This window comes from Microlunatus panaciterrae, from assembly GCF_016907535.1.
Classification (GTDB): Bacteria; Actinomycetota; Actinomycetes; order Propionibacteriales; family Propionibacteriaceae; genus Microlunatus; species Microlunatus panaciterrae.
The window spans coordinates 1,463,262-1,489,259 of record NZ_JAFBCF010000001.1; the positions used below are offsets into that span (position 1 = coordinate 1,463,262).

25 protein-coding genes are annotated in these 25,998 nt (G+C 68.1%); 8 read left to right on the plus strand and 17 right to left on the minus strand.

Translation table 11 applies throughout. The features are described from left to right. Positions 1–8: 8 nt before the first annotated feature. Positions 9–896, minus strand: a complete 888-nt coding sequence (locus tag JOE57_RS06675; protein ID WP_338041198.1) for an EamA family transporter — start codon at positions 894–896, stop codon at positions 9–11. A gap of 88 nt (positions 897–984) precedes the next feature. Between JOE57_RS06675 and JOE57_RS06680 the strand changes: the two genes are divergently transcribed. Beyond that, on the plus strand, positions 985–2,229 hold the full coding sequence (locus JOE57_RS06680) for an APC family permease (protein ID WP_338041199.1): 1,245 nt from the start codon (positions 985–987) through the stop codon (positions 2,227–2,229). Positions 2,230–2,455: 226 nt separating this feature from the next. Here the strand turns inward: JOE57_RS06680 and JOE57_RS06685 are convergent, their stop codons facing one another. The 4 genes from JOE57_RS06685 to JOE57_RS06700 form a co-directional block, all read right to left on the minus strand. After that, complete coding sequence (locus tag JOE57_RS06685; protein WP_204916956.1) at positions 2,456–4,996, minus strand: ATP-dependent Clp protease ATP-binding subunit; 2,541 nt, start codon at positions 4,994–4,996, stop codon at positions 2,456–2,458. A gap of 294 nt (positions 4,997–5,290) precedes the next feature. Next, positions 5,291–5,611: a histone-like nucleoid-structuring protein Lsr2 gene (locus JOE57_RS06690; RefSeq protein WP_204916957.1), complete on the minus strand. Its 321-nt coding sequence runs from the start codon at positions 5,609–5,611 to the stop codon at positions 5,291–5,293. Between the two features lie 72 nt (positions 5,612–5,683). Further along, positions 5,684–6,607 (minus strand): carboxylating nicotinate-nucleotide diphosphorylase, encoded by a 924-nt coding sequence (nadC, locus tag JOE57_RS06695; protein ID WP_204916958.1) that lies wholly within the window; start codon positions 6,605–6,607, stop codon positions 5,684–5,686. Further along, the gene (locus tag JOE57_RS06700; RefSeq protein ID WP_204916959.1) at positions 6,604–8,328 is read right to left on the minus strand and encodes an L-aspartate oxidase; all 1,725 of its coding nucleotides are present in this window, start codon (positions 8,326–8,328) and stop codon (positions 6,604–6,606) included. The genes nadC and JOE57_RS06700 overlap by 4 nt, the downstream gene beginning before the upstream one ends. Before the next feature lie 7 nt (positions 8,329–8,335). Here JOE57_RS06700 and JOE57_RS06705 point away from each other — a divergent pair, with 7 nt between their 5' ends. Together JOE57_RS06705 and JOE57_RS06710 are read left to right on the plus strand one after the other, a co-directional pair. Continuing rightward, complete coding sequence (locus JOE57_RS06705; protein ID WP_204916960.1) at positions 8,336–9,316, plus strand: SAM-dependent methyltransferase; 981 nt, start codon at positions 8,336–8,338, stop codon at positions 9,314–9,316. Positions 9,317–9,334: 18 nt separating this feature from the next. After that, the gene (locus JOE57_RS06710; protein WP_204916961.1) at positions 9,335–10,501 is read left to right on the plus strand and encodes an NADH-quinone oxidoreductase subunit D-related protein; all 1,167 of its coding nucleotides are present in this window, start codon (positions 9,335–9,337) and stop codon (positions 10,499–10,501) included. 15 nt (positions 10,502–10,516) lie between these two features. Here the strand turns inward: JOE57_RS06710 and JOE57_RS06715 are convergent, their stop codons facing one another. Beyond that, positions 10,517–11,104: a helix-turn-helix transcriptional regulator gene (locus tag JOE57_RS06715; protein ID WP_204916962.1), complete on the minus strand. Its 588-nt coding sequence runs from the start codon at positions 11,102–11,104 to the stop codon at positions 10,517–10,519. 47 nt (positions 11,105–11,151) lie between these two features. On the opposite strand from JOE57_RS06715, the gene JOE57_RS06720 reads away from it, so the two are divergent. Then, the gene (locus JOE57_RS06720; protein ID WP_204916963.1) at positions 11,152–12,030 is read left to right on the plus strand and encodes a class I SAM-dependent methyltransferase; all 879 of its coding nucleotides are present in this window, start codon (positions 11,152–11,154) and stop codon (positions 12,028–12,030) included. A 6-nt stretch (positions 12,031–12,036) separates the two neighbouring features. On the opposite strand, the gene JOE57_RS06725 is transcribed toward JOE57_RS06720, so the two are convergent. After that, complete coding sequence (locus JOE57_RS06725; RefSeq protein WP_204916964.1) at positions 12,037–12,852, minus strand: phytanoyl-CoA dioxygenase family protein; 816 nt, start codon at positions 12,850–12,852, stop codon at positions 12,037–12,039. A 189-nt stretch (positions 12,853–13,041) separates the two neighbouring features. Between JOE57_RS06725 and JOE57_RS06730 the strand changes: the two genes are divergently transcribed. Further along, complete coding sequence (locus tag JOE57_RS06730; RefSeq protein ID WP_204916965.1) at positions 13,042–14,118, plus strand: Gfo/Idh/MocA family protein; 1,077 nt, start codon at positions 13,042–13,044, stop codon at positions 14,116–14,118. A gap of 5 nt (positions 14,119–14,123) precedes the next feature. After that, on the plus strand, positions 14,124–14,900 hold the full coding sequence (locus JOE57_RS06735) for a phytanoyl-CoA dioxygenase family protein (protein WP_204916966.1): 777 nt from the start codon (positions 14,124–14,126) through the stop codon (positions 14,898–14,900). Positions 14,901–14,930: 30 nt separating this feature from the next. Here the strand turns inward: JOE57_RS06735 and JOE57_RS06740 are convergent, their stop codons facing one another. From JOE57_RS06740 to folP, 5 genes are all read right to left on the minus strand, one after another. Further along, on the minus strand, positions 14,931–15,554 hold the full coding sequence (locus JOE57_RS06740; RefSeq protein WP_204916967.1) for a hypothetical protein: 624 nt from the start codon (positions 15,552–15,554) through the stop codon (positions 14,931–14,933). Positions 15,555–15,660: 106 nt separating this feature from the next. Beyond that, positions 15,661–16,197 carry a DUF3180 family protein gene (locus JOE57_RS06745; RefSeq protein ID WP_204916968.1) on the minus strand — a complete coding sequence of 179 codons (537 nt, stop codon included), beginning with the start codon at positions 16,195–16,197 and terminating at the stop codon, positions 15,661–15,663. 19 nt (positions 16,198–16,216) lie between these two features. Continuing rightward, positions 16,217–16,777: a 2-amino-4-hydroxy-6-hydroxymethyldihydropteridine diphosphokinase gene (folK, locus tag JOE57_RS06750; protein WP_204916969.1), complete on the minus strand. Its 561-nt coding sequence runs from the start codon at positions 16,775–16,777 to the stop codon at positions 16,217–16,219. After that, positions 16,770–17,177, minus strand: coding sequence for a dihydroneopterin aldolase (gene folB / locus JOE57_RS06755; protein WP_204916970.1), 408 nt, complete (start codon positions 17,175–17,177; stop codon positions 16,770–16,772). The genes folK and folB overlap by 8 nt, the downstream gene beginning before the upstream one ends. A gap of 108 nt (positions 17,178–17,285) precedes the next feature. Further along, the gene (gene folP / locus JOE57_RS06760; RefSeq protein ID WP_204920285.1) at positions 17,286–18,083 is read right to left on the minus strand and encodes a dihydropteroate synthase; all 798 of its coding nucleotides are present in this window, start codon (positions 18,081–18,083) and stop codon (positions 17,286–17,288) included. A 161-nt stretch (positions 18,084–18,244) separates the two neighbouring features. Here folP and JOE57_RS06765 point away from each other — a divergent pair, with 161 nt between their 5' ends. Together JOE57_RS06765 and JOE57_RS06770 are read left to right on the plus strand one after the other, a co-directional pair. Beyond that, positions 18,245–19,417: an L-talarate/galactarate dehydratase gene (locus tag JOE57_RS06765; RefSeq protein ID WP_204916971.1), complete on the plus strand. Its 1,173-nt coding sequence runs from the start codon at positions 18,245–18,247 to the stop codon at positions 19,415–19,417. Further along, entirely contained in the window at positions 19,414–20,136 is a 723-nt protein-coding gene (locus JOE57_RS06770) for a FadR/GntR family transcriptional regulator (protein WP_338041200.1), read from the plus strand. The genes JOE57_RS06765 and JOE57_RS06770 overlap by 4 nt, the downstream gene beginning before the upstream one ends. A gap of 78 nt (positions 20,137–20,214) precedes the next feature. Here JOE57_RS06770 and JOE57_RS06775 read toward each other — a convergent pair whose 3' ends face one another. The 5 genes from JOE57_RS06775 to JOE57_RS06795 form a co-directional block, all read right to left on the minus strand. Continuing rightward, positions 20,215–21,267, minus strand: coding sequence for a M24 family metallopeptidase (locus tag JOE57_RS06775; RefSeq protein ID WP_204916972.1), 1,053 nt, complete (start codon positions 21,265–21,267; stop codon positions 20,215–20,217). A gap of 7 nt (positions 21,268–21,274) precedes the next feature. Then, on the minus strand, positions 21,275–22,210 hold the full coding sequence (locus JOE57_RS06780; RefSeq protein WP_204916973.1) for a carbohydrate ABC transporter permease: 936 nt from the start codon (positions 22,208–22,210) through the stop codon (positions 21,275–21,277). Beyond that, a complete protein-coding gene (locus JOE57_RS06785; RefSeq protein WP_204916974.1) occupies positions 22,203–23,144 on the minus strand; it encodes a carbohydrate ABC transporter permease in 942 nt (313 codons plus the stop codon). Before JOE57_RS06785 ends, JOE57_RS06780 begins: the two co-directional genes overlap by 8 nt. Before the next feature lie 150 nt (positions 23,145–23,294). Then, entirely contained in the window at positions 23,295–24,623 is a 1,329-nt protein-coding gene (locus JOE57_RS06790) for an ABC transporter substrate-binding protein (RefSeq protein WP_239578866.1), read from the minus strand. A 301-nt stretch (positions 24,624–24,924) separates the two neighbouring features. After that, on the minus strand, positions 24,925–25,926 hold the full coding sequence (locus JOE57_RS06795; RefSeq protein ID WP_204916975.1) for a LacI family DNA-binding transcriptional regulator: 1,002 nt from the start codon (positions 25,924–25,926) through the stop codon (positions 24,925–24,927). Between the last annotated feature and the right edge of the window lie 72 nt (positions 25,927–25,998).

The window sequence follows — 25,998 nt, forward strand, 5'->3', positions numbered from 1 at the left end:
CGCCCCGATCAGCTGATCGGCTCCGCCTGAGGTCGGCTCGACCGGGTGGCGCCGACGCTGGCCGCGACGACGCAGGCCAGCGCGACCCACTGCGTCCAGGTGAGGAATTCCGACAGCAGCATCATCGCCGCCAGCGCTGCCGCTGCCGGCTCCAGGCTCATCAGGATGCCGAAGACCCGCGGCGGAATCCTCCGCAACGCGGTCAGTTCCAGGCTGTAGGGGATGACCGACGACAGCAGCCCGACCGCGACGCCGAGCAGCAGCACCCGCGGCTGGAGCAGTCCGGAGCCGGCCTCGGCGATCGCTGGTCCGGCGAGCGTGACAGCTCCGACCAGACTTGCGACGGCCAGGCCCGAGATGCCCGACCAGTGCTGCCCGGTCTTCGCACTGAGCAGGATGTACGCCGCCCAGCCGGCCCCGGCCAACAACGCGAATAGCACCCCGGCCACGGTCAGGTTCGACCTGGTCAGACCCAGCAGGGCCACTCCCAGCCCGGCCAGGACGACCCAGACCAGGTCCCGTGGGCGGCGGGAGCCGACGACGGCGACGGTGAGCGGGCCGAGGAACTCGATGGTCACGGCGACGCCGAGCGGGATCCGGGCAAACGACTGGTAGATCGCCCAGTTCATCGTTACCAGGCTGACGCCGAAGGCGAGGGCGACGAGCCAGTCCACCCTGGTCCGGCCGCGCACCCGGGGGCGCACCACCACCAGGAAGATGACGGCTGACGTCGCCAACCGCATCCAGACCATCGCCGTCGGCGGGACGAGGTGGAACAGGTCCTTGGCGATGGCGGCACCGAACTGGACCGACAGGATGCCGCCGACCACCAGCCAGACCGCCGGGACCCGACCGAGAGCCCCGATCGCCAGCGGTTCGGGTTCGGAGGTCGTCACCCAGACACTGTGCCAGACCGACGGCGGACTGGGCGGGACGGCTCAGGTGGCGAGCGGCGCTCCCTCACCGTGTGGTTGGCTGGGGCGGGTGAGCATCCAGCCGGTCATGTCCCGCCGCCTCGGTCTGGCCGACGCGGTCTTCCTCGGACTTGGCTCGATGATCGGTGCCGGCGTGTTCGCGGCCTTCACACCGGCGGCCGCCGCGGCCGGCAGCGGACTGCTGATCGGTCTCCTGGTCGGGGCCGTGGTCGCCCTCTGCAACGCCACCTCCTCTGCTCAGCTCGCCGCCGAGTACCCGACGTCGGGCGGCACCTACGTGTACGGCAGGGAGCGCCTCGGCCCGTGGCCGGGGTTCTTCGCCGGCTGGTGCTTCGTGATCGGCAAGACCGCCAGCTGCATGGCGATGGCGATGACCTTCGCCGCCTACGCCGCTCCCGCCGGCTGGCAGAAGCCGGTCGCCGTACTGGCCGTACTCGCGCTGGCAGCGGTGAACTACGTCGGGGTGACCCGGACAGCGCTGGTGACCAGGATCATCGTTGTTGTCGCGCTGCTGGCGCTGGCTGTCGGTGTGGCCGCCGGCCTCGGCTCCCAGCCGCGGCCGAACGGTTTCGGCTCCGGTCTGCTGGGACACGGCTGGTATGCCATCCTGCAGTCGGCAGGGTTGCTGTTCTTCGCCTTCGCCGGCTATGCCCGGATCGCCACCCTCGGTGAGGAGGTGCGCGATCCCCGCCGGATCATACCCCGGGCCATCGTGATCGCACTCGCCCTGACCATGGTGATCTACGCCGTGGTCGGGGTCACTGTACTCGTCGTTCTCGGCCCGGACGGGGTGGCGACAACCCGTGACCCGCTGGCCGCCGCTGCGGCACGGAGCGGATGGCCATGGGCCGAGCCGGTCGTACGGGTGGGAGCTGCCGCGGCCTCTCTCGGAGCGCTACTGGCGCTGATCACTGGGATCGGCCGGACCAGTCTGGCGATGGCGCGCCAGGCCGACCTGCCCCGTTGGTTCGCCGCGCTGCATCCGCGTTTCGATGTCCCCCATCGGGCCGAGGTGGCGCTGGCGCTGGTGGTCGTCGTGGGAGTGCTGACGGCCGACCTGCGTGGGGCGATCGGGTTCTCGTCCTTCGGCGTCCTGCTCTACTACCTGATCGCCAACCTGTCCGCCTGGACCCAGACACTCGAGCACCGCCGCTACCCGCGGTGGCTGCAGGCCCTGGGCGCGGTGGGGTGCCTCACCCTGGTGGCCACCCTCCCTCCACGCTCCATCCTCATCGGCCTCGGCGTACTGGCCATCGGCCTGTGCTACCGCCTGGTGCGCCTCCGCCTCCGCTGACGTCGCCTCGTGTCAGTTTCCCAAGTCGACTTGGGAAACTGCTACGTAGCCAGGGAAATTCGCCTAGCGGAGTGACAGCTTCCCAAGTTGACTTGGGAAACCGACAGAAGGTGACTTGGGAAACTGACAGAAGGTGACTTGGCGAACCGACAAGGGTGGGCGGAACGCCGGAGGGCCCCACACCGCAATGGTGTGGGGCCCTCCGGGTACTGCCAGGTCGTGCTGGTCAGCGCTGCTCGGACGCGTCTGGTCCCTCGGTCAGCCCGTCGACGATGCCGTCAAACTCCACCGGCGGGGTGTCGGGGGCCTTGGCCCGCGGGTTCCCGACGAAGGTGAAGGGGTTCTCCGAGCCCTCGTCGGCGGTGTCGACGACCACGATCTCGCCCGGCTTCAGCTCGCCGAACAGGATCTTCTCCGCCAGGTGGTCCTCGATGTCGCGCTGCAGGGCACGCCGCAACGGACGGGCGCCGAGCACCGGGTCGAAGCCACGCTTGGCGATCAGCGACTTGGCCGCGGGCGTGAGCTCGATGCCCATGTCCTTGTCCTTCAGCCGGATCTCGGTCTCCGCCACCATCAGGTCGACGATCCGCTCGATGTCCTCCTGCGTGAGCTGGCGGAACACGACGATCTCGTCGACACGGTTCAAGAACTCGGGCCGGAAGTGCTGCTTCAGCTCGTCAGCGACCTTGGCCTTCATCTTCTCGTAGCTGCCCGCCGCATCGCCGGACTGGCTGAAGCCCAGCGTGACGCTCTTGGCGATGTCACGGGTACCGAGGTTCGTGGTCATCACGATCACGGTGTTCTTGAAGTCGACGCTGCGACCCTGCGCATCGGTGAGCCGACCCTCGTCGAGGATCTGCAACAGCGAGTTGAAGATGTCCGGGTGCGCCTTCTCGACCTCGTCGAACAGCACCACGCTGAACGGCTTCCGGCGGACCTTCTCGGTCAGCTGGCCGCCTTCCTCGTACCCGACGTAGCCCGGCGGCGAGCCGAACAGTCGCGACGCGGTGTGCTTCTCGGAGTACTCGGACATGTCGAGCTGGATGAGAGCATCCTCGTCCCCGAACAGGAACTCCGTCAGCGCCTTGGTCAGCTCGGTCTTGCCGACACCGGACGGGCCGGCGAAGATGAACGAGCCGCTGGGCCGCTTGGGGTCCTTCAGCCCGGCGCGGGTACGCCGGATCGACCGCGACAGCGCACGGACGGCGTCGTGCTGACCGATGTAGCGCTTGCCGAGCTCCTCCTCCATCCGCAGCAGTCGCGAGGACTCCTCCTCGGTCAGCTTGAAGACGGGGATACCGGTCGACGACGAGAGCACCTCGGCGATGACCTCCTCATCCACTTCGGCCACCACGTCGAGGTCACCGGACTTCCACTGCGCCTCCCGTTCGTGCCGGGCGGCGAGCAGCTTCTTCTCGTCGTCTCGCAAGCCGGCAGCGCGTTCGAAGTCCTGCGCGTCGATCGCGGCTTCCTTCTCCAGCCGTACGGCGGCGATCTTCTCGTCGAACTCGCGCAGGTCCGGCGGAGCCGTCATCCGACGGATCCGCAGCCGTGCACCGGCCTCGTCGATCAGGTCGATCGCCTTGTCCGGCAGGAACCGGTCGGAGATGTAGCGGTCGGCCATCTGCGCCGCCGCCACCAGAGCCTGGTCGGTGATGGTGATCCGGTGGTGCGCCTCGTAGCGGTCGCGCAGACCACGCAGAATGTCGATCGTGTGCGCGATCGACGGCTCGGCCACCTGGATCGGCTGGAACCTGCGCTCCAGCGCGGCGTCCTTCTCGACGTACTTGCGGTACTCGTCGAGGGTGGTCGCACCGATGGTCTGCAGCTCACCGCGCGCCAGCATCGGCTTCAGGATGCTGGCGGCGTCGATCGCGCCCTCGGCGGCACCCGCACCCACCAGGGTGTGGATCTCGTCGATGAACAGGACCACGTCGCCGCGCGTCTTGATCTCCTTCAGGACCTTCTTCAGCCGCTCCTCGAAGTCGCCGCGGTAGCGCGAACCAGCCACCAGCGCGCCGAGGTCGAGGGTGTAGATCTGCTTGTCCCGCAGCGTCTCGGGAACGTCGCCGCGCACGATCGCCTGCGACAGTCCCTCCACGACAGCGGTCTTGCCGACACCAGGCTCCCCGATCAGCACCGGGTTGTTCTTGGTACGACGCGACAGCACCGTCATGACCCGCTCGATCTCGGTCTCCCGACCGATCACCGGGTCGAGCTTGTTCTCCCGGGCGGCCTGGGTCAGGTTCCGGCCGAACTGGTCCAGCACCATCGAGGACGACGGAGCACTGCCCTGCTCGGGCGCACCGGAGGTGGCCGACTCCTTGCCCTGGAAACCGCTGAGCAATTGCAGCACCTGGTTACGGACCCGATTGAGGTCGGCGCCCAGCTTGACCAGCACCTGCGCTGCAACACCCTCACCCTCGCGGATAAGTCCGAGCAGAATATGTTCGGTGCCAATGTAGGAATGGTTGATCTGCAACGCCTCACGCAGGCTGAGTTCGAGAACCTTCTTTGCGCGAGGTGTGAACGGAATGTGCCCGCTCGGCGACTGCTGGCCGTGGCCGATGATCTCCTCGACCTTTTCCCGGACAGCTTCGAGCGAGATACCCAGGGATTCCAATGCCTTAGCCGCCACACCCTCACCCTCATGGATGAGGCCGAGCAGGATGTGCTCGGTCCCGATGTAGTTGTGGTTCAGCATGCGAGCCTCTTCCTGCGCCAAGACGACGACGCGGCGGGCTCGGTCGGTAAACCGCTCAAACATAAGTGCTCCTCAAACGATGCTTCGGATACATCCCCGCCCTTCGGCGGAGTCGGCATCTGTGTCAACTCTAGTCGCGCCCGTTGCCGTTCTGCAGGCACCGGCCGGACCGGACACGCCTGCTAAGGACGTGGACCGGCCGATCACCCCGTACAACCCGGGCAACGGGCGGAATGTTCCCCCTGATGTTCGCCCACGGCGCAAACTCGCCGGTGTCGAGAGAGTGCCCCCGGCGCCAAGATGGACGACGCCGGCCCCCGAACGGGGACCGGCGTCGTCGACCGGAGGGCGGGATGCTCAGCCGTTCGCCTTCTCGTAGGCCTCCAGGATCGGCGCCGGGACACGTCCCCGGGAGCTCACCTGATGACCATTTGCGGCAGCCCAGGCGCGGACCGCCTTAAGGTCGACGCTGGCGGCCGGCTTGGCGCCGCGCTTGCGGCGGCCACCGATCTTTCGGGCCTTGCTGACCCAGGGACCCAGCGCATCGCGCAGGGCCTTCGCATTCTTCGCCGACAGGTCGATCTCGTACTCCGTGCCGTCCACACCGAACGTCACGGTTTCATCAGCAGCACCACCGTCGAAGTCGTCTTCGAGGGTGATTTGCACCCGCTGCGCCATCTGTTCCTCCGTTTTTCTTTTCATTAGCCGATTTCCAATTTGGAGTAGTTAGAACATTACCTGATCGGGTCGTCAAGAATGCAAATCAAGCGCAACATCTAATATAGGTGAGGAATGTGTTATTGCACCCACGGCGACGAAGTCGACGCCGGTGGCAGCGACCTCTGCGGCATCCTCGACCGTCAGCCCACCGCTGGCCTCAAACCGGGCTCGGCCCTTCAGCTGCCGCACCACCTCGGTCATCTCTTCGGCCGACATGTTGTCCAGCAGCACCTCGTCGGCACCGGCGTCGACCACCGCAACGGCCTGGTCGCGGGTGGTGACCTCCACCTGGACGGTGATGTCGGGAAAGGCCCGACGCACAGCCCGATAGGCCTCGACCACGCCGCCAGCGGCGATCACATGGTTGTCCTTGATCAGCGCGGCGTCGGCCAGCGACATCCGGTGGTTGACCCCGCCACCGACCCGGACCGCGTACTTCTGCAGGATGCGCAGCCCAGGGATGGTCTTGCGCGAGTCGCGGACCCGGGTGCCGGTGCCGCTCAGAGCCGACACCCAGGCCCGGGTCGCAGTGGCCACTCCGGACATCATGGTGACCAGGTTGAGCGCCACCCGTTCGGCGCGCAGCAGGGCCCGGGTGTTGCCGGTCACGGTCAGCAGTACGTCCCCCCGCGCCACCTGGTCGCCGTCCTTCACCCCTGCGGTCAGGCTGAACGGCCCGGCCGGGCTCAGCACCAGCGCCAGAGTGAGGGCGACCACCGGCATGCCGGCGATGGTGCCCGGTCGCCGGGCGACGAAGTCGCCGGTGGCCGTAGCCTCGGCGGGAATGGTGGCCTCCGAGGTGACATCCACACCCGCTCCGGTGCCTGCCGGCAGCACACCACGGCCGCCGAGGTCCTCGTCCAGGGCCTCATTGATGATCAGCGTGACGGCCTCCGGGTCGAGCCCCGCCTCGCGGACCAGCTCTCGGGCCGCCTCCAGTGTGGACACGATCATGACATGGTTCCCTTCGCGATCGGCACGAACATGTGCCGCAGATGATGATCTTCGAGCTGGGCCAGCAGATGTCCCTGCCAGCCGTCCACCCGGTCCTCGAAGTCGTCGCGCCAGTGAGCTCCCCGGGACTCCTCCCGAATACGTGCCGAAGCCACCACAACGGTAGCGACCGTCATCAGGTTGGTCGCCTCCCAGGCTTCCAGTCCAGGCACGGCACCGTTGGACTTCGCCAGCACCGAGAGCTCCTCGGCGCACCGGTCCAGTCCTCGGGCGCTCCGCAGGCCGCCGGCATAGCGGCTCATCGCCTGCTGCATCGTCGGCACCACCGACCGGTCGATCAGGCCCGGCTCGCGCGGGTCCTCGGCCGGCTGCCGTCTCGGCGGCGGTTGATCATGAAGACTGATGGCGATCCGCCGGGCGAAGACCAGCCCCTCGAGCAACGAGTTGGAGGCCAGCCGGTTCGCACCGTGCACGCCGGACGAGGCGACCTCGCCACAGGCGTACAGACCGGTCAGGCTGGTGGCACCGTCGAGGTCGGTCTCGATGCCGCCACAGAAGTAGTGGCAGGCCGGCGACACCGGGATCAGGTCGGTGACCGGGTTGATGCCGACCTGCCGGCAGCTGTTCAAGATCGTCGGGAAGCGCACCCGCCACATCTCCTCGCCGAGCATCCGCCCGTCGACGAACACGTGGTCGCTGTCCTCTTTCGCCATCTCCTTCATGATCGCCTTCGCGACCACGTCGCGAGGTGCCAGTTCGGCCAACGGGTGCTGCCCGATCATGAACCGCTCGCCGGCGCTGTTGAGCAGGTGCGCACCCTCACCACGTACGGCCTCGCTCACCAGCGGCAGCTGCCCCCGGGCTCCCGGCCCCAGGTAGAGGACAGTGGGGTGGAACTGGATGAACTCGACGTCGCGCAGCCGCGCACCGGCCCGCAGCGCTGCAGCCACCCCGTCACCTGTGGAGACGGGCGGGTTGGTGGTCGCTGCGTAGATCTGGCCGATCCCGCCGGTGGCCAGCACCACTGCCCGGGCATGCACGGCGCCGACGCCACCCCGGGTGCCCGCCCCCATCACGTGCAGGGTGACACCGGCCACGCCGGGCAAGTCGCCGGCCGCTGGAATCAGGTCCAGCACCAGCGCATGCTCGACGATCTCGATCTCGGGCATGCTCTTCACCTTCGACACCAGCGCGCGCTCGATCTCGGCTCCGGTGGCGTCGCCGCCGGCATGCGCGATCCGGTTGCGATGGTGGCCGCCCTCTCGGGTCAGCTCCAGCTCGCCCGCCTCGTCCCGGTCGAACTCGGCGCCGCGGGCGATCAGCTCGGCGACCGCGTCCGGACCCTCACTGACGAGCACCCGGACGGCGTCCGGTACGCACAGCCCGGCACCGGCCACGAGGGTGTCGTCGATGTGCTGCTCGACCGTGTCACCCTCTGCCTGTACGGAGGCGATGCCGCCCTGCGCCCACGGCGTGGAACCGGCTGCCACCACACTCTTGGTGACCACCATCACCTTGCCGAGGTCGCTGCACTCCAGTGCGGCGGTCAGACCGGCGATGCCGGAGCCCACCACCACGACGTCCACCTCGGCCACCCACCCCGGCGCTTCGCTGGCCAGCCGTCCTGGGAGCTCGGGCAGGGGTGGCAGCTGCGGCAGCCGCGGGGGCGTCGGCACCGCAGGCTGGTCGCCTTGGGTCTGGTCGGGTTGCTCGGGCACCATGAGGAACATGTTCTCGCATGCCCTTTCCTGGCGTTCCGCGTGGGCCACGGCTGCCTACGGCGACGACGGGTTCTGGCGTACCGAACGGCCGATCGGCCACTTCCGCACCGCGGCCGCCACCACGGATCTGCAGGCCAGGATGATCGCCGCAGTGCTGGCGCGGGCACCGGAGATCGGGGCAGTTGTCGATCTTGGCGCCGGTGACGGGCAGTTGCTCAACTCCCTGCTCCAGCTCCGCCCCGACCTGGCCTTCTATGGCATCGACCTGCGGGAGCGGCCCGATGATCTCGACGACGACGTGACCTGGTGCCGCGACCTGTGGGATGTGGAGACGACAGCCTGGACCAGCGGTGAGGCGTTCGTCGTCCTGGCGACGCTCGACCGGCCCACGCTCTTGTTGGCGGTGGAATGGCTCGACGATCTCCCGTGCACCATCTGCCAGCGGCAGGGTCGTTCGCTGCGCCTGGTCGACGTCGATGACACCGGCAACGAGACGCTGGGCATGGAGGCCTCGGCTGATGATCACGCCTGGGCCGGGCACTGGTGGCCGGAGGGTCCCCGGGTCGAGGTCGGGAGCAGCCGGGATCGGGCCTGGGCCGCCGCCTGTGCGCAGCTGCAGGGCTATGGCGGTCTCGGATTGGTGATCGACTACGGGCACCTCGGCGCGGACCGCCCCAGCAGCGGCACGCTGACCGGGTTCAGCCACGGGCACCAGTGCCCACCCCTGCCCACCGGCCAGATGAACCTGACCGCCCATGTGGCGATCGACGCTGTCGCTGTGGCGGCCGAGCACATCGGCGCCGAAACGGTCGAGCTCGTGCGGCAGAAGGACGTAGCCGAACGACTGCTCGCGCAGCAGGGGCCGGTCGGCGGCGATGCGCTGACCGCCCTGGTCCGCCGGAGCGAGATGCACGCGATCACCGCGCCGACGGTCTTCGGCGACTTCTGGTGGCTGCTGCAACGGGTGCCGCCCGCTGACCGTCGCTAGATGCTGGAGACTGGCGGCATGCACTCGTCGCTCCGCGTCCTGGTCGGTTCGCTGGCGCCCGGGGTGCTGCCGACCACGAGGTCGGACCGCCTTCCCGACGGCACGGTGCTGCTCGACCTCGGCGAGGACCATCCCAGCCGGGCCGGACTGCTGGAGCTCCGGCTGTGGACCCAGGACGGCACCGTCAGCACCGCCGAGGTTGTGGTCGGCGCCATGCACCGGGGCGCCGAGAAGCTCTTCGAGGTGCGGGAGTACCGCCAGATACTGATGCTCGCGGACCGGCACGACTGGCAGGCGCCGTTTGCCGGCGAGCTCTGCGTCGCACTGGCTTGCGAGAAGATGCTCGGTCTCGAGGTGCCACCGAGGGCGGTCTGGCTGCGCACGCTACTGGCCGAGCACGGCAGGATCCTCAGCCATCTGGGCTTCCTCGGCTACGTCGGCCGCACGACCCGGACCCCGACCGGGCTGCCCCGGCTGCGCGAGCGGCTCCGGGGCCAGAACCGTGCGCTCACCGGCAACCGGGTCCACCCGATGGCCAACCGGTTGGGCGGGCTCGCGGTCGACGCCGACGACGGCTGGCTGGCCGAGGAGCTGGCCGTGCTGGACGAGGTCGATCGGGAGATGCGGCAGCTGCGCCTGATGGTCGACTCAGAGGAGTTCACCGCCCGCAGCCGCGGGGTCGCCCGGCTCCAACGCGACGTGATCATGGCGTACGGGGTGAGTGGTCCTGCCGCCCGGGCGTCCGGCCTGGAGCTGGACCTGCGTCGATCTGAGCCCTACCTCGCCTATCCGGAGCTGGCCGAGCTGATCACCACCGCGCGTCAGGATGCCGGCGACGCCTGGGCTCGGTTCGTCCAGCTGGTCGAGGAGGTGGCCGCGAGCAGCCGCCTGGTCCGGGCAGCTGCCGAGCGGCTGGCGGGGCGTCCCGGGCCGGTGGACGTCAAGCTGCCCAAGATCATCAAGCTGCCCGAGGGGGCCGGCTATCTCAGCACCGAGGCGCCACTCGGTACCGCCGGCTGCTACCTCGTTTCGCGCGGCGAGAAGACGCCGTGGCGGCTGAAGCTGCGCACCGCCTCCTTCAACAACGTTGCGGCCCTGGAAGCCCTGCTGATCGGCTGTCGGGTGACCGATCTCGAGATGGCTCTGGCCTCGATGGGCTACGTGGTCGGCGACATCGACAAGTGAGGCATGCGCATTCGATCATGCTGACGCGTCGCCCGGCGCGTGCAGGTGCGCACGTTCGCCGTCGTGGTCGAGGACAGTCAGGATCTCCAGCGGCCCGCCCTCGGCCCCGATGAGGTGCGGGACCATGGTCGAGAACTCGGCCGCCTCACCCGCCCGGATGACGATGGTCCTCTCCCCCAGCTGCAGGCGGGCCGTGCCGGAGAGCACCGTGAACCACTCGCGACCCGGATGCACCCGCTGCTGCTGCGCTCCGGTCGGACGTTCGGGCGTGATCCGCATCTTGGCCACCGTGACGCCTTGGGGAGAACCTTCGCGCGAGAGCAGCCAGGTCGTCACCCCGTGCAGGTGGCCGGGCTGCGGTCGGATCACCACATCCTCGTCGTCGCCGGACGCCACCAGCTGGTCCAGCGTCGTGCCGAGCGCCCGGGCCATGGCCACCAGCTGGTCGAGGGCGATCCGGCGGTGCCCGGTCTCTATTCGGCTCAGCGTGGACGGGCTGAGCTGGCACCGGGCCGCGAGGGCGTCCAGGGACCAGCCGCGGGAGAGGCGCAGCCCCCTGATGCGACGGCGGATCAACGAGTCGAGCTCGAGTTCTTGCGTCATAAGCAAGATCATATGTCTCTGGCGCAGAAGCGGACTAGCCTCCTTCCATGACCCAGCACCAGCACCGGCACGACGCCGGGCTCCCCGACCCCCACCAAACACGTCGGCAGGAGCAGGACCTGGCCGACCTCTTGACCCTGGACACCGAGGTGTTCGGCTGCTATCTGGACGAGGTCACCGGATGGGTGGAGCAACAGCTACCGGCCGACCCGCGGACGGTCCTCGACCTCGGTGCCGGTACGGGCGCGGGCAGCGTCGCGCTCGCCCGGCGCTTCGAGCGCGCTGACGTCCTGGCTGTGGACAGATCCGCTCTGCTGCTCGACCACGTCCGAGCGGCAGCACACCGGCAGGGACTCGCCGCTCGGGTGCACCCGCTACAGGCCGACCTTGACGCGGCCTGGCCCAGCGTCGGCGCGGTCGATGTGGCCTGGGCCGCTTCGTCGCTGCACGAGGTCGCCGACCCGGATCGGACCTTGGCTGACCTCCACGCCGCACTCAGCCCAGGTGGGCTGCTGGTGGTCATCGAGATGGACGTCCTGCCGCGCTTCCTGCCCGTCGACCTCGGACTCGGGCGCCCCGGCCTCGAGTCACGCTGTCACCAGGCGCTGGCCCACAAGGGGTTGAATGCGCACCCGGACTGGCGGCCTCACCTGGAGCGGGCCGGCTTCGACGTCATCGGCCAGCGCCGCTTCACCGTCGAGGCGGATCCTGCCGCACCGAGCGTCGGCCGGTATGCCCAGAGCTACCTACGTCGCATCCGGGCCGCCCTGGACGGCGAGCTGGCGGACGACGACGTTGCCACCCTCGATCTGCTCCTGGCTGACCAGGGCCCCGACGCCGTGCCGAACCGCCGCGACCTGACGGTCCGCAGCAGCCGGACCGCCTGGGCTGCTCGACGACCGCGCGCCGGAGGATCCGCTGCCTGACCGACCTCAGTGCGGCCCGACCGGGTTCCAGCCGTCACCGCAGGCGCCGCCGTCGGTGGCCTCGGTGACCATCACCTCGTCACCGGCCGGGGTCAGCAGTGGGTTGTAGAACTGGGCGATCTCGACGCTGGACTGTGGGACATAGTGGAAGATCAACGAACGACGGAAGCGGTCCGCCGTCCGGTTGGCTCGGGAGCCGTGCACCGTACTGCCATGGAAGAAGAGCACATCGCCGGCCTTCATCTCGGTCTGCACCCGCTCCATGTGGTCGGGCACCTTGACCTCCTGGTTGGCGAACGACTCGGCCACATCGGCCTCCCCCGGGCAGGCCAGCTCGTAGCGGTGCGATCCCGGCACCACGATCAGCCCGCCGTTGTCGCCGTCGCAGTCGTCGATCGCGACCCACGCCGCGATGCAGGTCTCGGGATGCGCCTGCAGGAACAGGTTGTCCTGGTGCAGCGCCTGACCACGGGCGGACGGAGGCTTGAAATAGAACATCGACTGCGCCGCGAGCGGCGGGCCGATCATGTCGGCCACCCGGCTGATGATCCGGGCGTCCAGCATCCACCGACGCGCGAGCTGCCCGACCCGGAGGTCGGCATGCCGATGCGGATGGACGAGGCGCGGATAGCGAGCCAGCACGTCGTCGTCCGGGACATGATCATCATGCCCGATCGACCGATCCCGCTCGACCTGGTCGGTGAACGCCTCCCGGATCTCGGCGACCTCGTCTGGGTTGAGCAGGGAACGCACCTGGACCACGCCGTTGGCCGCGTACTCGGCCGCCAGGCTGGTCTCACTCTCGACAACGATATTCGTCATAGCGCTGAGGTTACGTAATCCCTCGGCAAACATCCATGGGACATCCAGCCGCAGATATTCGAGATCCTGCTGGAAGATCATGTTCTTGCTCTCCGGCCAGGACGACCCGAGCGCAGCAGCAGCGGTCGGATCGGCCAGAATGGGGCCTGGATGCCGCCCGGCACCGATCGCGAACAAGGAAGGTTCTCGATGTCCTCCTCCACGGACAGACCGGTGCGGATCGCCGCCGTCGGTCTCGATCATGCGCACATCTTCGGCCAGATCGACGGCCTGGTGCGGAACGGCGCCGAGCTCGTCGGCACCGCCACCGACGACCCGGAGGCCTCGGTTGCCCTCGAAGTACGGCGCCGCTGGCCGGACGCGCCGACCTTCGACGACGACCCGAGCCGACTGCTCGAAGACCCCTCGGTCGACCTGGTGGTCACGGCCGCTGTCCCGGCGCGCCGAGGAAGGATCGCTCTGCAGGCCCTGCACGCAGGCAAGAATGTGGTCGCCGACAAGCCCGGGTGCACCACCCTGGCGGAGCTGGACGAGCTCCGGGCAGCGGTCGAAGAGTCCGGCCGGTTCTGGTCGGTCACCTTCTCGGAGCGGTTCGAGGTCCCGTGCGTGACCCGTGCCGGCGAGCTGGTCCGCGAAGGCAGAATCGGGCGGGTGGTGCAGACCCTGGGCCTCGGGCCGCACCGGGTGGGCTCGCACCTGGCGGGCGGTCGGGCGCGGCCGGACTGGTTCTACCAGGCCGACCAGTACGGCGGCATCCTGGCCGACATCGCCTCGCACCAGATCGACCAGTTCCTCTGGTTCACCGGCTCCACCAGCGGCGAGGTGGTGGCCAGTACGGTCGCCAACTACGCCAACGCGGAGACACCTGGGCTGCAGGACTTCGGCGAAGTGATGTTGCGCAGCGAGACAGCCCAGGGCTACATCCGCTGCGACTGGTACACCCCGGACGGGCTGCCCACCTGGGGCGACGGTCGCCTGATGGTGCTCGGCACTGAGGGCTATCTCGAACTGCGCAAGTACGTCGACATCGCGGGCCGCGACGGCGGCAACCACCTGTTCTGTGTGGACCGGGACGGCACCAACTACGTCGACTGCTCGGAGGTCGAGCTGACGTACTACGCCGACCTGATCAACGACGTCCGCAACCAGACCACGACCGCCTGCCCGCAGGAGCACACCTTCGAAGCGATGCGACTGGCCCTGGTGGCGCAACGCGACGCCACCGTACGAGGGCACGCCACCTCGAGCACGGACGCGGGCAGGTGAGCCAGATGGACTCGACCGACAGCGGACCGTCCGTCCAGATCACCCCGGACATGATCGACCAGTACCGCACCGAGGGCTACTTCGTGCTGGAGAATGTGATCAGTCCCGAGGACCTCGAGCTGCTGCGTAGCGGTGCCGAGTACTCCATGCAACGCCTGGACGCCGAGATGGATGCTGCCGGAGTCGAGCGGCTGGGCATCAACGCCCGCGGCAAGCGCTACTTCAGCCACCTCATCTACCAGCATCGACCGGAGTTGAGAAGGTTCATCTTCGGACCGACCATGGCCGCGATCTGCCGGTCGGTGCTGGGCCAGGATGCCTACCTCTTCTGGGAGCAGTACGTGATCAAGGCGGCCGACCCCGACACGGCCTTTGCCTGGCACCAGGACTCGGGCTATGTGCATGAGGACCATGATCCCTACCTGACCTGCTGGATCGCGCTGGACGATGTGACCGAGGAGAACGGGTCGGTCTATCTGCTGCCCTACAGCCGCTCCGGGATCCGTTCCTACGTCAAGCACATCAGGTCCGCGACCGGCGACGAGGTGTGTTACTTCGGCTCGGACCGCGGGATGCCGGTGATCGTTCCTGCGGGGTCGATCGTCTGCTTCTCCAGCACCGTGATCCATCGCAGCGGCCCCAACCTGACCGACCGACTGCGCCGGGTCTACCTGTTGCAGTACTCGGCCGAGGTGATCATGGACAAGGCCGGCAAGGAGCCTTGGGGGTCGTTCGAGCGCTTCCTGGACGGCGGTCGGGTGAGCGTCTCCGGCCAGGACTGAGGACGAGGAGCTGGGGATCAGGGCTGGAGGTCAGGCTTGGCGCCTGTCCTCTTCGTAGTTGGGCATCGCCATCGCTGTCGCCATCGTCTTGAGATCAACCACCGTCGAAGGGTCTGCGTCGACGGACCGGTCCGCCTCGACCGCCCGGCCGGTTCGATGCTCGGAGAGGACGCGACGAGGCATGGCGTGCACCTCCGCGTCGTCGTCCTGGAGCGCGGCCAGCTCGGCCTCGCGGGACCGCAGGCTCTGCTCCAGCGAAGCGATGGCGGTTTCCCGTTCGCGAATCTCACCGGTCAGGAAGGCCTTGTCCCCGTTCAGGCTGGAGATGGTCGTCTGCAGCTCGGCGATGGTGATCCGCAACCGCTCGACCTCGTTGCAGGCCGCGGTGGCCCGCTGGGCCAGGGTCTGCACCACCGCGCCATTGTGCCGACGCTCGGCGCTGAGCGCGGCGCCGTGATCCTTGGTCACCCTCAGCAGCTTCTCCGCCTGGTCGCGACGCGACTGGGCCAGCTCGCGCCAGGCGTAGCCGCAGGCGACTATGCCGGCGATGACCGCCAGCACGACGCCGGACCGGACGACCCAGACGGGCCCGACTGCTGCAGCGGCGGAGAGCACCGCACCAGCGACCAGGACTGCTTGAGAGATCCGTCTCATCTGAGAGGGGGATGCCTTTCGGCTGGGAGCGGGGGAAGTCACGAGGGAAACCCTAGCCCCGGCCGCGATGGATTCGCGGCACCGGCACACCGGGTCGTGCCCGCGGTCACCGGTGGGGGGAATCCGACTCCTCGTCGTCCTCCGACTTCGGCACCTTGCAGGCGCGTTCCAGCAGCAGCCCGGCCACCGTCATGGCAATGCCCGAGACGACGGAGACGGCGGAGCGGATGACGCGCTCCCGGGGGATGTCGGCCTCCCAGCGGCCGACGAACATCAGTCCGAAGGCGAGGTAGCCGCCGGCGACCAGGGCCCCGGCCAGGGCTGCGGTCTTGCCGAGCACCAGCATCGAGACCGCCCGGTGCGGCTCGACGAAGCTGCGCCGCACCTGGATCCGCTGGTGGGTGCCGTAGGCCAGGATGCCGACGAGTCCGGCCGCGAGCAGCAGCGCGATCGGCGCGGACCACGGGACCTGAGGTGACAGAGCCCCCAGCGCGTTGGCGGCCAGCACGACGAACCAGCCGATCAGCAGGCCGAAGAGGAACGCCACCGCGACCGCACGGGACGACGTCAGCGCGATGGAGCCGGTCTCGGGTCGCTGCGGCTCCTCGGGGGGAATCTGGTCACGCTGAGTCTCGTCACGCACTGTGGCTGCCTCGCCGGCGTCAGTCGCTCTCGACCGCGAGGTCGTCGCGTCTGGTGACGCTGTCTGCTCCGGCCGCCGCGAGCAGGTCGGAGACCGAACCCCGACCCGGAAGCTCCCCGGTGGCGTCGATCTCGGCCCAGGGCGCCAGCACGAAGGCCCGCTGGTGCGCCAAGGGGTGCGGCAGCTTCATGTCGTCCTGGTCGGTGATGGTGCTGCCGACCATGATCAGGTCGACATCCAGCGTCCGAGGACCCCAGCGCTCGGTCCTGACCCGGCCGAACGCGTCCTCGACGGCAAGCGCACGCTCGAGCAGCGTCCGGGGCTCGAGCGTCGTCTCAGCGACGATGACGAGGTTGAGGAACTTGGGCGCGTCCTCGGGGCCGCCGACCGAGTCGGACTCGTACACGGAGGACACGTCGACGACGATGACGTCGGGAGTGTCCCTGATCGCGTCGACCGCGCCCTGGAGGTTGGCCAATCGGTCCCCCAGGTTGGACCCCACCGAGTAGACGACCTTCTTCAGCGGCTTCATGCCGCTCAACGTGTCGGCATCGATGGCATACGGGTTGGGACTACTCATATGTCCTACTCCTTGTCAGCGTGACGGCCACATCGGCCACATCTACCGGCATTGGCGCGTCAGGTTTGTGCACAGTGACCTCGACCGCGTCAACACGCTGATTGCTCAGACAGGTGCGAGCAATTCTGGCCGCCAGGGACTCGATCAGATCCAGCGGTTCCCCCTCGATGTCCTTTACGACGGCTGCCGCCAGGGAACCGTAGTCCAAGGTATCGGTCAGATCGTCACTGCGCGCAGCGGGTTCCAGATCCAGCGCGCAGACGACGTCCACCACGAACCGCTGGCCCTGTTCCCGCTCGAAGGCGAAGACACCATGGTGCCCGAATCCCGAAATCCCCTTCAACGCCACCCGGTCCGGCGCATCCGCTGGCGGGATGTGGCGTACTGGAAGTTCTGGCATGTCACCTCCTCGTCACAGCGACCCTATCTGACCCCGCAAACGCCACCGGTCCGAGCAGCGGGACGTGTCGGCGGCGGCGAGGTGAACTTCTGACGAGCCCGCGCGGATCTATCGAGTGGTGCGGAGCCGCTGCGCGACAGCCACCGCGTCACGGTTCGGGCGAACTGTGTGCACTCGCACGCCCCACACGCCTCGCGCCGCCACCAACGCGGTCAGGGCCATCGAGGCGTCGTCTCGCTGCGTTGCCGGTCGCGGCCGGCCGGCCTCATCGGCCAGCAGCGTACCCAGGAACGTCTTGCGGGACACCCCGATCAGCAGCGGGTAGCCGAGCGCCTCGATCTCGTCCAGCCGCTGCAGCAGCTGCCAGTTGTGCTCGCCGGTCTTGGCGAAGCCGAAACCCGGGTCGAGGATCAGCCGTTCGGCCCCGATGCCGGCCTTGAGCGCCGCCCCGACCTGCTCGGACAGCTCGTCCACCACCTCGGCCACGACGTCGTCGTAGACGGCCCGCGACTGCATGTCCTCGCCGTGTCCGCGCCAGTGCATGCAGACATAGGCGACACCGCGGTCGGCGACCGTGGTCAGCATCTGCGGATCGGCGCGTCCGCCGGAGACGTCATTGACCAGCACTGCGCCGGCGTCGATCGCCGCCGCGGCGACCTCCGATCGCATCGTGTCGACGCTGACCACGGCGCCGGCTGCAGCCAGCGCAGTGATGACCGGAATCACCCGGCGGAGCTCCTCGGCACTGTCCGGTCGCTTGGCTCCCGGGCGGGTCGACTCGCCACCGACGTCGATCAGGTCGGCACCCTCCGCGAGCAACGCCAAGCCATGGGCGATGGCGGCGTCCGGCTCGAACCACTCGCCACCGTCGGAGAACGAGTCGGGTGTGACATTGACGACACCCATCACCAGCGTCCGCCCCGGACGCGGGAGTGGGGAGGACTTCGCGAACTGGGTCACGCCGTCACCCTACTGGTGGCCGTCCCGCGTGCAGGGATTTCACTCGTACGACAACCTGATATGTTGTATGACAACTTTTCCAGCCGGCCCCCATCATCAGGAACACCATGACCCCCGATACCAGTCCGCGCGCCGTCCCGCCGCCGGCCGCCATCGCCCACATCGCCCTCTCCTCCGTGCTGCTGCCACTGGACACTCCGGTCAGCGACGCCAAGGTGCTGACCGGCCGGCAACGCCCGATGACCGAGGTGGCCTTCCTGTTCGCCGAGATCACCACCGAGGACGGGCACACAGGTCTCGGTTTCAGCTACTCGAAACGGGCCGGAGGGCCGGGCCAGTTCGCCCACGCCAGAGAGGTCGCCGGCGATCTTCTCGGAGAGGATGCCAACGACATCGGCCGGCTCTGGCAGAAGCTGGTCTGGGCCGGGGCCTCGGTCGGCCGTGCCGGCCTGGCCACCCAGGCGCTGGCGGCGTTCGATATCGCCCTGTGGGATCTCAAGGCCAAACGGGCCGGGCTGCCGCTGGCGAAGCTGCTCGGCGCTCACCGGGACTCGGTGCGCTGTTACAACACCTCCGGCGGGTTCCTGCACACCCCGCTGGCGCAGATCAAGGACAACGCCACCCGCACGCTCGAAGCCGGCATCGGCGGCATCAAGATCAAGGTGGGCCAACCGGACGCGGCGACGGACCTGGCCCGGGTGGCGGCGATCAGGTCCCATCTCGGGGATGACGTCGCCCTGATGGTCGACGCCAACCAGCAGTGGGACCGACCCCAGGCGCGGCGGTGCTGCCGGGCGCTTGAACAGTTCGGACTGGTCTGGATCGAGGAGCCGCTGGACGCCGACGACGTCGAGGGCCATGCCAGGCTGACGGCGGAGTTCGACACCCCGATCGCGACCGGCGAGATGCTGACCAGCGTGGCCGAGCACTGGCGCTACATCGAGCGCTCGGCCACCGACTACCTGCAGCCCGATGCTCCTCGGGTCGGCGGAATCACCCAGTTCCTGCGGATCGCCGCCCTGGCCGACCACCAGGGGTTGATGCTGGCGCCGCACTTCGCCATGGAGATCCACCTGCACCTGGCCGCCGCCTACCCCCGCGAGCCATGGGTCGAGCACTTCGACTGGCTCGAACCGCTGTTCAACGAACGGATGGAGATCAGTGACGGCAGGATGGTCGTACCCGACCGCCCAGGGCTCGGCGTCACCCTGAGCGACCGGGTGGCCGGCTGGACCGTCGCTCGCCATCAGGTGGGCACCCCGCGACCGGAGCGGCCGTGACCTCCTCAGCTGTGCGACCAGGAAAGCAGCAGGGTCGGCCCAGCCTGGCCAACGCTCTGGTGGCCGAGCTGACCCAGCAGATCCAGGAGGGGGAACTGGCGCCGGGAGCACGGTTGCCGACCGAGGCTGAGCTGGCCGAGGGTCGTGGGGTCAGCCGGACCGTGGTCCGCGAGGCGCTCTCGCGGCTGCAGGCGGCCGGACTGGTCGAGACCTACCGAGGTCGAGGCAGCTTCGTGCTGGCCAGGCCGAGCAGCACCAGCTTCGACCCCGGCAGCCAGCGCTCGGTGGAGGAGATGGTCGAGCTGCTGGCCTTCCGGATCGGCATCGAGGTCGAGGCTGCCGGGCTGGCCGCGGTGTCGCGGACCGACGTCCAGCTCGAGGGCATCTGGGCGGCCCTGGACAGGCTCCGGCAGAGCTCCGAGCGGCCCAGTGCGGCGGTCGACGCCGACTTCCAGTTCCATCTCCGGGTCGCCCTGGCCAGCGGCAACCGCTACTACGGCGACCTGATCAGCTCGCTGGGGCCCACCATGATCGCGCTGCCGCGGGCCCGGCTCTCGGCGGCGATCCAACCCTCGGCAGCCGCCCGGTTCGCGGCCGTGTGCACCGAGCACGAGAACGTGGCTGCTGCCATCGGCCGCCGCGAGCCGGAGACGGCCCGCGCCGCGGTGCGGCTGCACCTCAGCAACTCGATGGAGCGGCTGCGGCGCTGCGCACCCTGAGATCCCGGATCTGGTGACGGGTCTCGAGCCGGGCTCACGCTTGTCTCGAGGCCACCCATCGCAAGCGCATCCAGGTTTTCAGGGCCGCAACTCCAGCACGGCCGGTCGGAGACGCCCGGCACACTCCACCGTCGGCCAGCGCGGGTCGACCGTCAGCACCTCGATCCCGTCACCCGTCAGCAGCACCGTGTCCTCCACCTTGCAGCCGGGCGCGCTCGGGTTCCAGGCGAACGCCTGCCCGAGGCAGATCCGGTCCGGTGCACCCTCGGTGGCCCGGGGGTCCCGCCCGGCGTAGCCGGCGACCCCGCCCTGATGGTGCCGACGCCACTCGTCCCGGTCGAACCCGTAACCCGGGTAGGCCTGGCGGCCCGCATCCAGCACCTCACCGAGCGTGCTGCCGGGCCGGAGTGCGTCGAGGAAGGCGGACTCCACCTCCAGGATGCGGCGGTCCGCGGAGCTCTCCACCTCGGTCGGTGGGCCGAACCGCACCCATCGGCTGACATTGATCACCAACCCGTCCCGGCGGGCGCACACCACCACCAGGGCGCGTCGCCCGAGCGGGGCGGCAGTGGGCAACGGATGCCGGTGTCGCACCCTCTCGGCGCCACCGACCAGCACAACCAGCGGCTCGGCGCCGAGCGCGACGACGCCCGCAGTCACAGCTGCCGCCACCTCACGCTCGGGCTGTTCCGGTCGGCAGCCGGACAGCACCTCGGTGAGCAGCCTGGCGGTCCCCGCCCCTAGAGAGCGGAACCGGTCCGTCTCGGACGGGAGCAGGGGCGTACGGGCGGCCCGCAGCTCAGCAGCCACGGCGTCCTCGGCGAGGACGTCGCCTGTCGCAGCCAAGGCGGGCTGCTGCTGCCAGCCGACCTCCCGGACCCGCACCCAGGACGGCAGCTCCTCGCTGACCAGTCGGTCGGCCTCGTTGCTGGTCAGGATCAGCTCGTCGGCCTCGCTGGAGACCAGCAGTGCCACGATCGGCGGCGCGGCCAGGCTGACATGGATGCGGGCTCCCTCCAGATACCAGGCGAGGGCCGTCTGCGAGGTCAGCAGCAGCCGGTCCGCACCATGGTCTGCCAGGATCTTGAGCAGCCGGTCACGCTTGATCTGGTGCTCTTCCAGGTCGGTCATCCGGCGGCTACTTGATGCCCGTAGTGGAGATGCCCTTGATCAGGAACTTCTGACCGAACAGGAAGGCGAAGAAGACCGGCAACAGCGAGACGATCGACATGGCGAACATCGCTCCCCAGTTGCTGCCGCCGGTGGAGTCGATGAACGACCTGAGCGCGACCGGCACGGTGAACATGTCCGGTGAGGTCAGATAGATCAGTGCCGTGAAGAAGTCGTTCCACGTCCAGATGAACGTGAAGATCGCCGTCGTCGCCAGGGCCGGCAGCATCAGCGGCAGGATGACGTGCCAGAAGATCTTCAAATGCCCGCAGCCGTCGATTCGGGCCGCCTCGTCCAGGTCCCGCGGGATGCCCCTGATGAACTGCACCATCAGGAAGACGAAGAACGCATCCGTCGCCAGGAACTTCGGCAGCACCAGCGGCCAGAAGGTGTTCACCCAGCCGAGTTGGGAGAACAGGATGTATTGCGGGACCACGACGACGTGAACGGGCAGCATGATGGTCAGCAGCATGATCGCGAACCAGATCTTGCGCCCCTTGAACCGCAGCCTCGCGAAGGCGTACGCAGCCAGCGAACAGGAGACCAGGTTGCCGACGATGGCGCCGATCACCACGATGGCCGAGTTCAGCAGATAGCGTCCGAACGGTTGAGCCAGCGCCGTCCAGCCCTCGCTGTAGTTCTGCACGTGCAGCGTCTTCAGCCACAGCCCCGGTTGACGGAAGATCAGGTCGTTGGGACGCAATGAGCTCACCGCCATCCAGAGCAGCGGGTAGAGCATCAGCAGGCCGGCAGCGATCAGCAGTACGTGCTTCGCCACTGACTTGACGGCTGACAGGACGGGCGACTTCTTGGGCCGACCGGAGCCGGTGCCCTCGGCGGAGGTGCCCGATCGGTCCAGACCGTTGCCGGTGGTGGTGAGGGTGGAGCTGCTGAGACTAGTCATCGTAGAACACCCAATACTTTGCGGCGATGAAGTTGATCACGGTGAATGCGGCGATGATCACCAGCAGGAGCCACGCCAAGGCTGAGGCATAGCCCATGTCGAACTGTCCGAAACCCTTCTGGTACAGGTACAGCGTGTAGAACATGGTGGAGTCCGATGGTCCCCCGCTGCCACCCGAAACGATGAATGCCTGGGTGAAGGACTGGAAGGCGCCGATGATCTGCAGCACGAGGTTGAAGAAGATGATCGGTGACAACAGCGGCAGGGTGATCTTGGAGAACCGGGTCAGCGTACCGGCGCCGTCCACCTCCGCCGCCTCGTAGTACATCCGCGGGATCTGTCTGAGCCCAGCCAAGAAGATGATCATGGGTGAGCCGAAGGTCCAGACATGCAGGAGGATGATGGTGCTGAGTGCCGTGTCGGGGTTGGAGATCCAGCCGGGCGGGCTCTGCACCCCCAGGTGCCCCAGCACCTGGTTCACCAGCCCGCTGGTGCCGAAGATCTGGCGCCACAGGATCGCGATGGCCACCGAGGAGCCCAGCAGGGACGGCAGGTAGAACACCGAACGGTAGAACGCCAACCCCCGCATGCCCCGGTCGAGCACCAGCGCGATCAGCAGCGCCAGTGCGAGCTGCAGGGGCACCGAGACGAACACGTAGGTGAACGTCACCTTCAACGAGTTGAGCAGTCGGCTGTCGCCGAGCATGCGGTGGAAGTTGTCCAGCCCGATCCACTCGGGTGGCTGGATCAGGTTGTAGTCGGTGAAGGACAGATACAGCGACGCCAGCATCGGACCGATCGTGATCAGGAACAATCCGATCAGCCACGGCGCCAGGAAGAGATAGCCGGCCTTATTGTCGGGGCTCTCCTCCTTCTCGCCCTTCTTGGCACCTTTGGGTCTCCGGAGCGAGTTCAGCTCACCGACGACACTCATCGCTTCACCGCCTCAGCACGTCCCGGGGGACGGCGGCTCAGCAGCGGCCACCCCTCGATCTTCTCTGCGCTCACAAGGTCTCCTGGTAGTTGCTCCACTGGATGATCTGGCCGCTGCGGCTGCGGGTGGGCCTGCGCCCACCCGCCGCGCTCAGCTTGCGGAGGAGATGTTCCCCTTGACCTCGTCGATCAGCTTCTTCGCCGCGTCGGCCGACGAGGAACGGCCGAAGATGACGTCTTGCCCATAGCGCTTCTGGATGTCGGGGAAGTTGCCCGCCCCGACCGGAGGCGGCAGCGGGGTGTCGCCCAGCTCCGGCTCGATCGCCTCGATGAAGGCGATGGTCTTCTTGTCCGACTTGGTGAGCTTGTCGGCGATCTTCTCGCGTACGTCGAGGTTCGGCGGAACTCCCCGCTCGGTGGTCTGGATCGCACCCGCGTCGACCGAGTTGGAGAGCCAGTTGATGAACTTCACCACTTCCTCGGCGTTCTTCGTCCGCGAGGAGGCGGACCAGAACATGGAGGCCTTGTACCAGAGCTTGGCGTCGGCCGCCTTGCCTGTCTGGCTCGGGTAGCGCAGGATCTTGATGTCCTCACCGGAGGCCGCGTCATAGGCGTTGAGCTGGTTTGACCAGACCCAGCCGAAGCCTGCCTTGCCGATGGCGAAGGAGGACTGGTCCAGCGACTTGCCGTCATCCTCGGCGACCTCGTCCGGCGACGGGATGGCCTTCGCCTTCTGCAGTTCCATGATCCAGTCGTAGAACGCCTGCGCGTCCGCGGCCTCGAACCCCAGACTGTCCTCGGTGAACAGGGCCTTGCCTCGCTGCCGCAGGAAACCGCTCAGGGTGGCATCGTTGGCCATCGGGGAGGTGGAGCCGTAGGTCCCCTTCGGGCTCTTCCTGGTGATCTCGACAGCGATCCGCTTGAAGTCGTCCCAGGTCCAGGTCTTGTCATCGGGGAGGTCGACGCCGGCTGCCTTGAAGACCTTGGGGTTGGCCAGGATGACCGGTGCGTTGACGCCGGCGTTGATGCCCATCAGGCCGTCCTTGCTCTCACCGGGCTTGACCGTTCCGGGTGCGAACTTCGACGTGTCCAGGCCGTTCTTGGCCAGATCCAGGAGCGCGCCGCGCCCGCCGTACTCGCGAATGTACTTCTCATCCATCTGGATGATGTCTGGAGCGTCATTGGCGGCCACCTGGGTCGCCAGCTTGTCCCAGTAGCTGGCCCACTCGCCGCTCTCCGGTTTGATCACCACATTCGGGTTGGCCTTCTGGTAGGCCTCGACCAGCTTGGCGGTGTTGGCATTGCGGGTGTCGTTTCCCCACCAGGTCAAGCGCAGCTCGACCTTGCCGTCGGCATTCTTGGCACCACCGGCACCGCCACCGCTGCCGCATCCGGTAGCGGTGAGTGCAACCGCCGCGGTCGCCCCCAGTCCCAGTTTCAGCGCTCCGCGCCTACTGATCACAAAGTCCCTAGTCGTCATTGACCGTTCGCTTCCTTTCCGAGGGCGACGCTCGTCCGCGTCCCCGAGAGCGTTGTCCGGGTTGCGGCGGGTCATCTCGGACCGACCGCAGATGCAAGTAACCGCTTTCCTATCAAGGCTGAGTGCTGTTGTCAAGCACTCGGCGAGGAAGGACCATCCCTGGGCTTCCCTTGAATTGCTCGTTTCCCGCTCAATCACGGTCCGTCGTCCCGTTGGGCCGGGGTTGCACCGGTGGTCGCCAGGCCGTCCTCGATCGAACCCTGAGGAACCTTGTGAGAAACCGATATCTCGGGTGCGGCAGCTAGTCCGAGGCCTGACCGGTGCTGCCCCGGGCGACCAGCCGTGGCCGGAAGACCACGCTGTGCTCCGGCCGTTCGCCGTTGAGCATGGCCCACAACCGTTGCCAGGCGAGCTCTCCGAGCTCCAGCTGCGGCACCGAGGCGGTGGTGAGGGCGGGACTGGTGAACGCAGCGAAGGGGATGTCGTCGAAGCCCGCAACGGACAGCTGGCCCGGCACCTGGACTCCCAGCTCGTGCAGGGCCCCGAGCAGTCCCAGCGCCACCACGTCGTTGAAGGCGATCACCGCGGTCACATCCGAGTCGAGCACCTGTCCTGCCGCGGCATGTCCGTCGGAGAACATCGCTCCGCAGGGGATCTGCACCAGATCGATGGCGTCGCGCAGGCTCTCGAAGCCCTTCAGCCGGTCAGTGTTCGAGGCGCTGCTCGGTGGCCCGGCGAGATAGGCGATGCGACGGTGCCCCAGCCCCACCAGATGTCGGACCAGATCACGGACGCCCGAAGCCCAGTCGATGCCCAGCAGTGGGGTCGACTCGTCGCCGGCATCCCGGTTGAGCAGGACGACCGGGGCCAGCTCGGGTAGCAGCCGCAGCAGCTCGTCCTGCGGCATCCGCGGGGCGCACAGGACCAGGGCGTCACAGCGCCGGCGGGTCTCGATGGCGAGGATGGGTTCCTCCTCCGCATGCTCGGCGGTGTCGGCCACCAGCACCCGGTAATGCTGCTTGGCCGCAGCCAGGCTCAGGCCACGCATGGCGCCGTGGAAAGCGGGATTGGTGAGGTCCGGCACCACGTAGCCGACGGTATGGGTGCGGCCCAGCGCGAGGCTCCGGGCAGCGACGCTGGGCATGTAGTTGAGCTGCTTCGCCGCCGCCAGAACACGGTCCGCGATCGAGCGATCGACCGTCGCCAACCCGTTCATGACCCTGGAAACGGTTGCTCTGGACACTCCGGCCAGCGCGGCGACGTCACCGATGGTGATCCGCTCCCCGCTCTTCTGTCGCGCCATCTGGTAGCCCCTATCAGCCATCGGTCTCGCTGCCACACCCTTTTCTGCAAGCGATCCGGGCCGGTCAGCACA

What these genes read in the sequence shown, in the direction of transcription:
- JOE57_RS06690 (WP_204916957.1), bottom strand. Translation starts at nt 5,611, where the DNA reads ATGGCGCAGCGGGTGCAAATCACCCTCGAAGACGACTTCGACGGTGGT.
- folP (WP_204920285.1), bottom strand. Translation starts at nt 18,083, where the DNA reads ATGGGTGTCGTCAATGTCACACCCGACTCGTTCTCCGACGGTGGCGAG.
- JOE57_RS06765 (WP_204916971.1), top strand. Translation starts at nt 18,245, where the DNA reads ATGACCCCCGATACCAGTCCGCGCGCCGTCCCGCCGCCGGCCGCCATC.
- JOE57_RS06705 (WP_204916960.1), top strand. Translation starts at nt 8,336, where the DNA reads ATGTTCTCGCATGCCCTTTCCTGGCGTTCCGCGTGGGCCACGGCTGCC.
- folB (WP_204916970.1), bottom strand. Translation starts at nt 17,177, where the DNA reads ATGCCAGAACTTCCAGTACGCCACATCCCGCCAGCGGATGCGCCGGAC.
- JOE57_RS06730 (WP_204916965.1), top strand. Translation starts at nt 13,042, where the DNA reads ATGTCCTCCTCCACGGACAGACCGGTGCGGATCGCCGCCGTCGGTCTC.
- JOE57_RS06740 (WP_204916967.1), bottom strand. Translation starts at nt 15,554, where the DNA reads ATGAGACGGATCTCTCAAGCAGTCCTGGTCGCTGGTGCGGTGCTCTCC.
- JOE57_RS06725 (WP_204916964.1), bottom strand. Translation starts at nt 12,852, where the DNA reads ATGACGAATATCGTTGTCGAGAGTGAGACCAGCCTGGCGGCCGAGTAC.
- JOE57_RS06795 (WP_204916975.1), bottom strand. Translation starts at nt 25,926, where the DNA reads ATGGCGCGACAGAAGAGCGGGGAGCGGATCACCATCGGTGACGTCGCC.
- JOE57_RS06780 (WP_204916973.1), bottom strand. Translation starts at nt 22,210, where the DNA reads ATGACTAGTCTCAGCAGCTCCACCCTCACCACCACCGGCAACGGTCTG.
- JOE57_RS06700 (WP_204916959.1), bottom strand. Translation starts at nt 8,328, where the DNA reads ATGGTGCCCGAGCAACCCGACCAGACCCAAGGCGACCAGCCTGCGGTG.
- JOE57_RS06790 (WP_239578866.1), bottom strand. Translation starts at nt 24,623, where the DNA reads ATGACGACTAGGGACTTTGTGATCAGTAGGCGCGGAGCGCTGAAACTG.
- JOE57_RS06785 (WP_204916974.1), bottom strand. Translation starts at nt 23,144, where the DNA reads ATGAGTGTCGTCGGTGAGCTGAACTCGCTCCGGAGACCCAAAGGTGCC.
- nadC (WP_204916958.1), bottom strand. Translation starts at nt 6,607, where the DNA reads ATGATCGTGTCCACACTGGAGGCGGCCCGAGAGCTGGTCCGCGAGGCG.
- JOE57_RS06735 (WP_204916966.1), top strand. Translation starts at nt 14,124, where the DNA reads ATGGACTCGACCGACAGCGGACCGTCCGTCCAGATCACCCCGGACATG.
- JOE57_RS06685 (WP_204916956.1), bottom strand. Translation starts at nt 4,996, where the DNA reads ATGTTTGAGCGGTTTACCGACCGAGCCCGCCGCGTCGTCGTCTTGGCG.
- JOE57_RS06775 (WP_204916972.1), bottom strand. Translation starts at nt 21,267, where the DNA reads ATGACCGACCTGGAAGAGCACCAGATCAAGCGTGACCGGCTGCTCAAG.
- JOE57_RS06720 (WP_204916963.1), top strand. Translation starts at nt 11,152, where the DNA reads ATGACCCAGCACCAGCACCGGCACGACGCCGGGCTCCCCGACCCCCAC.
- folK (WP_204916969.1), bottom strand. Translation starts at nt 16,777, where the DNA reads ATGAGTAGTCCCAACCCGTATGCCATCGATGCCGACACGTTGAGCGGC.
- JOE57_RS06710 (WP_204916961.1), top strand. Translation starts at nt 9,335, where the DNA reads ATGCACTCGTCGCTCCGCGTCCTGGTCGGTTCGCTGGCGCCCGGGGTG.
- JOE57_RS06715 (WP_204916962.1), bottom strand. Translation starts at nt 11,104, where the DNA reads ATGACGCAAGAACTCGAGCTCGACTCGTTGATCCGCCGTCGCATCAGG.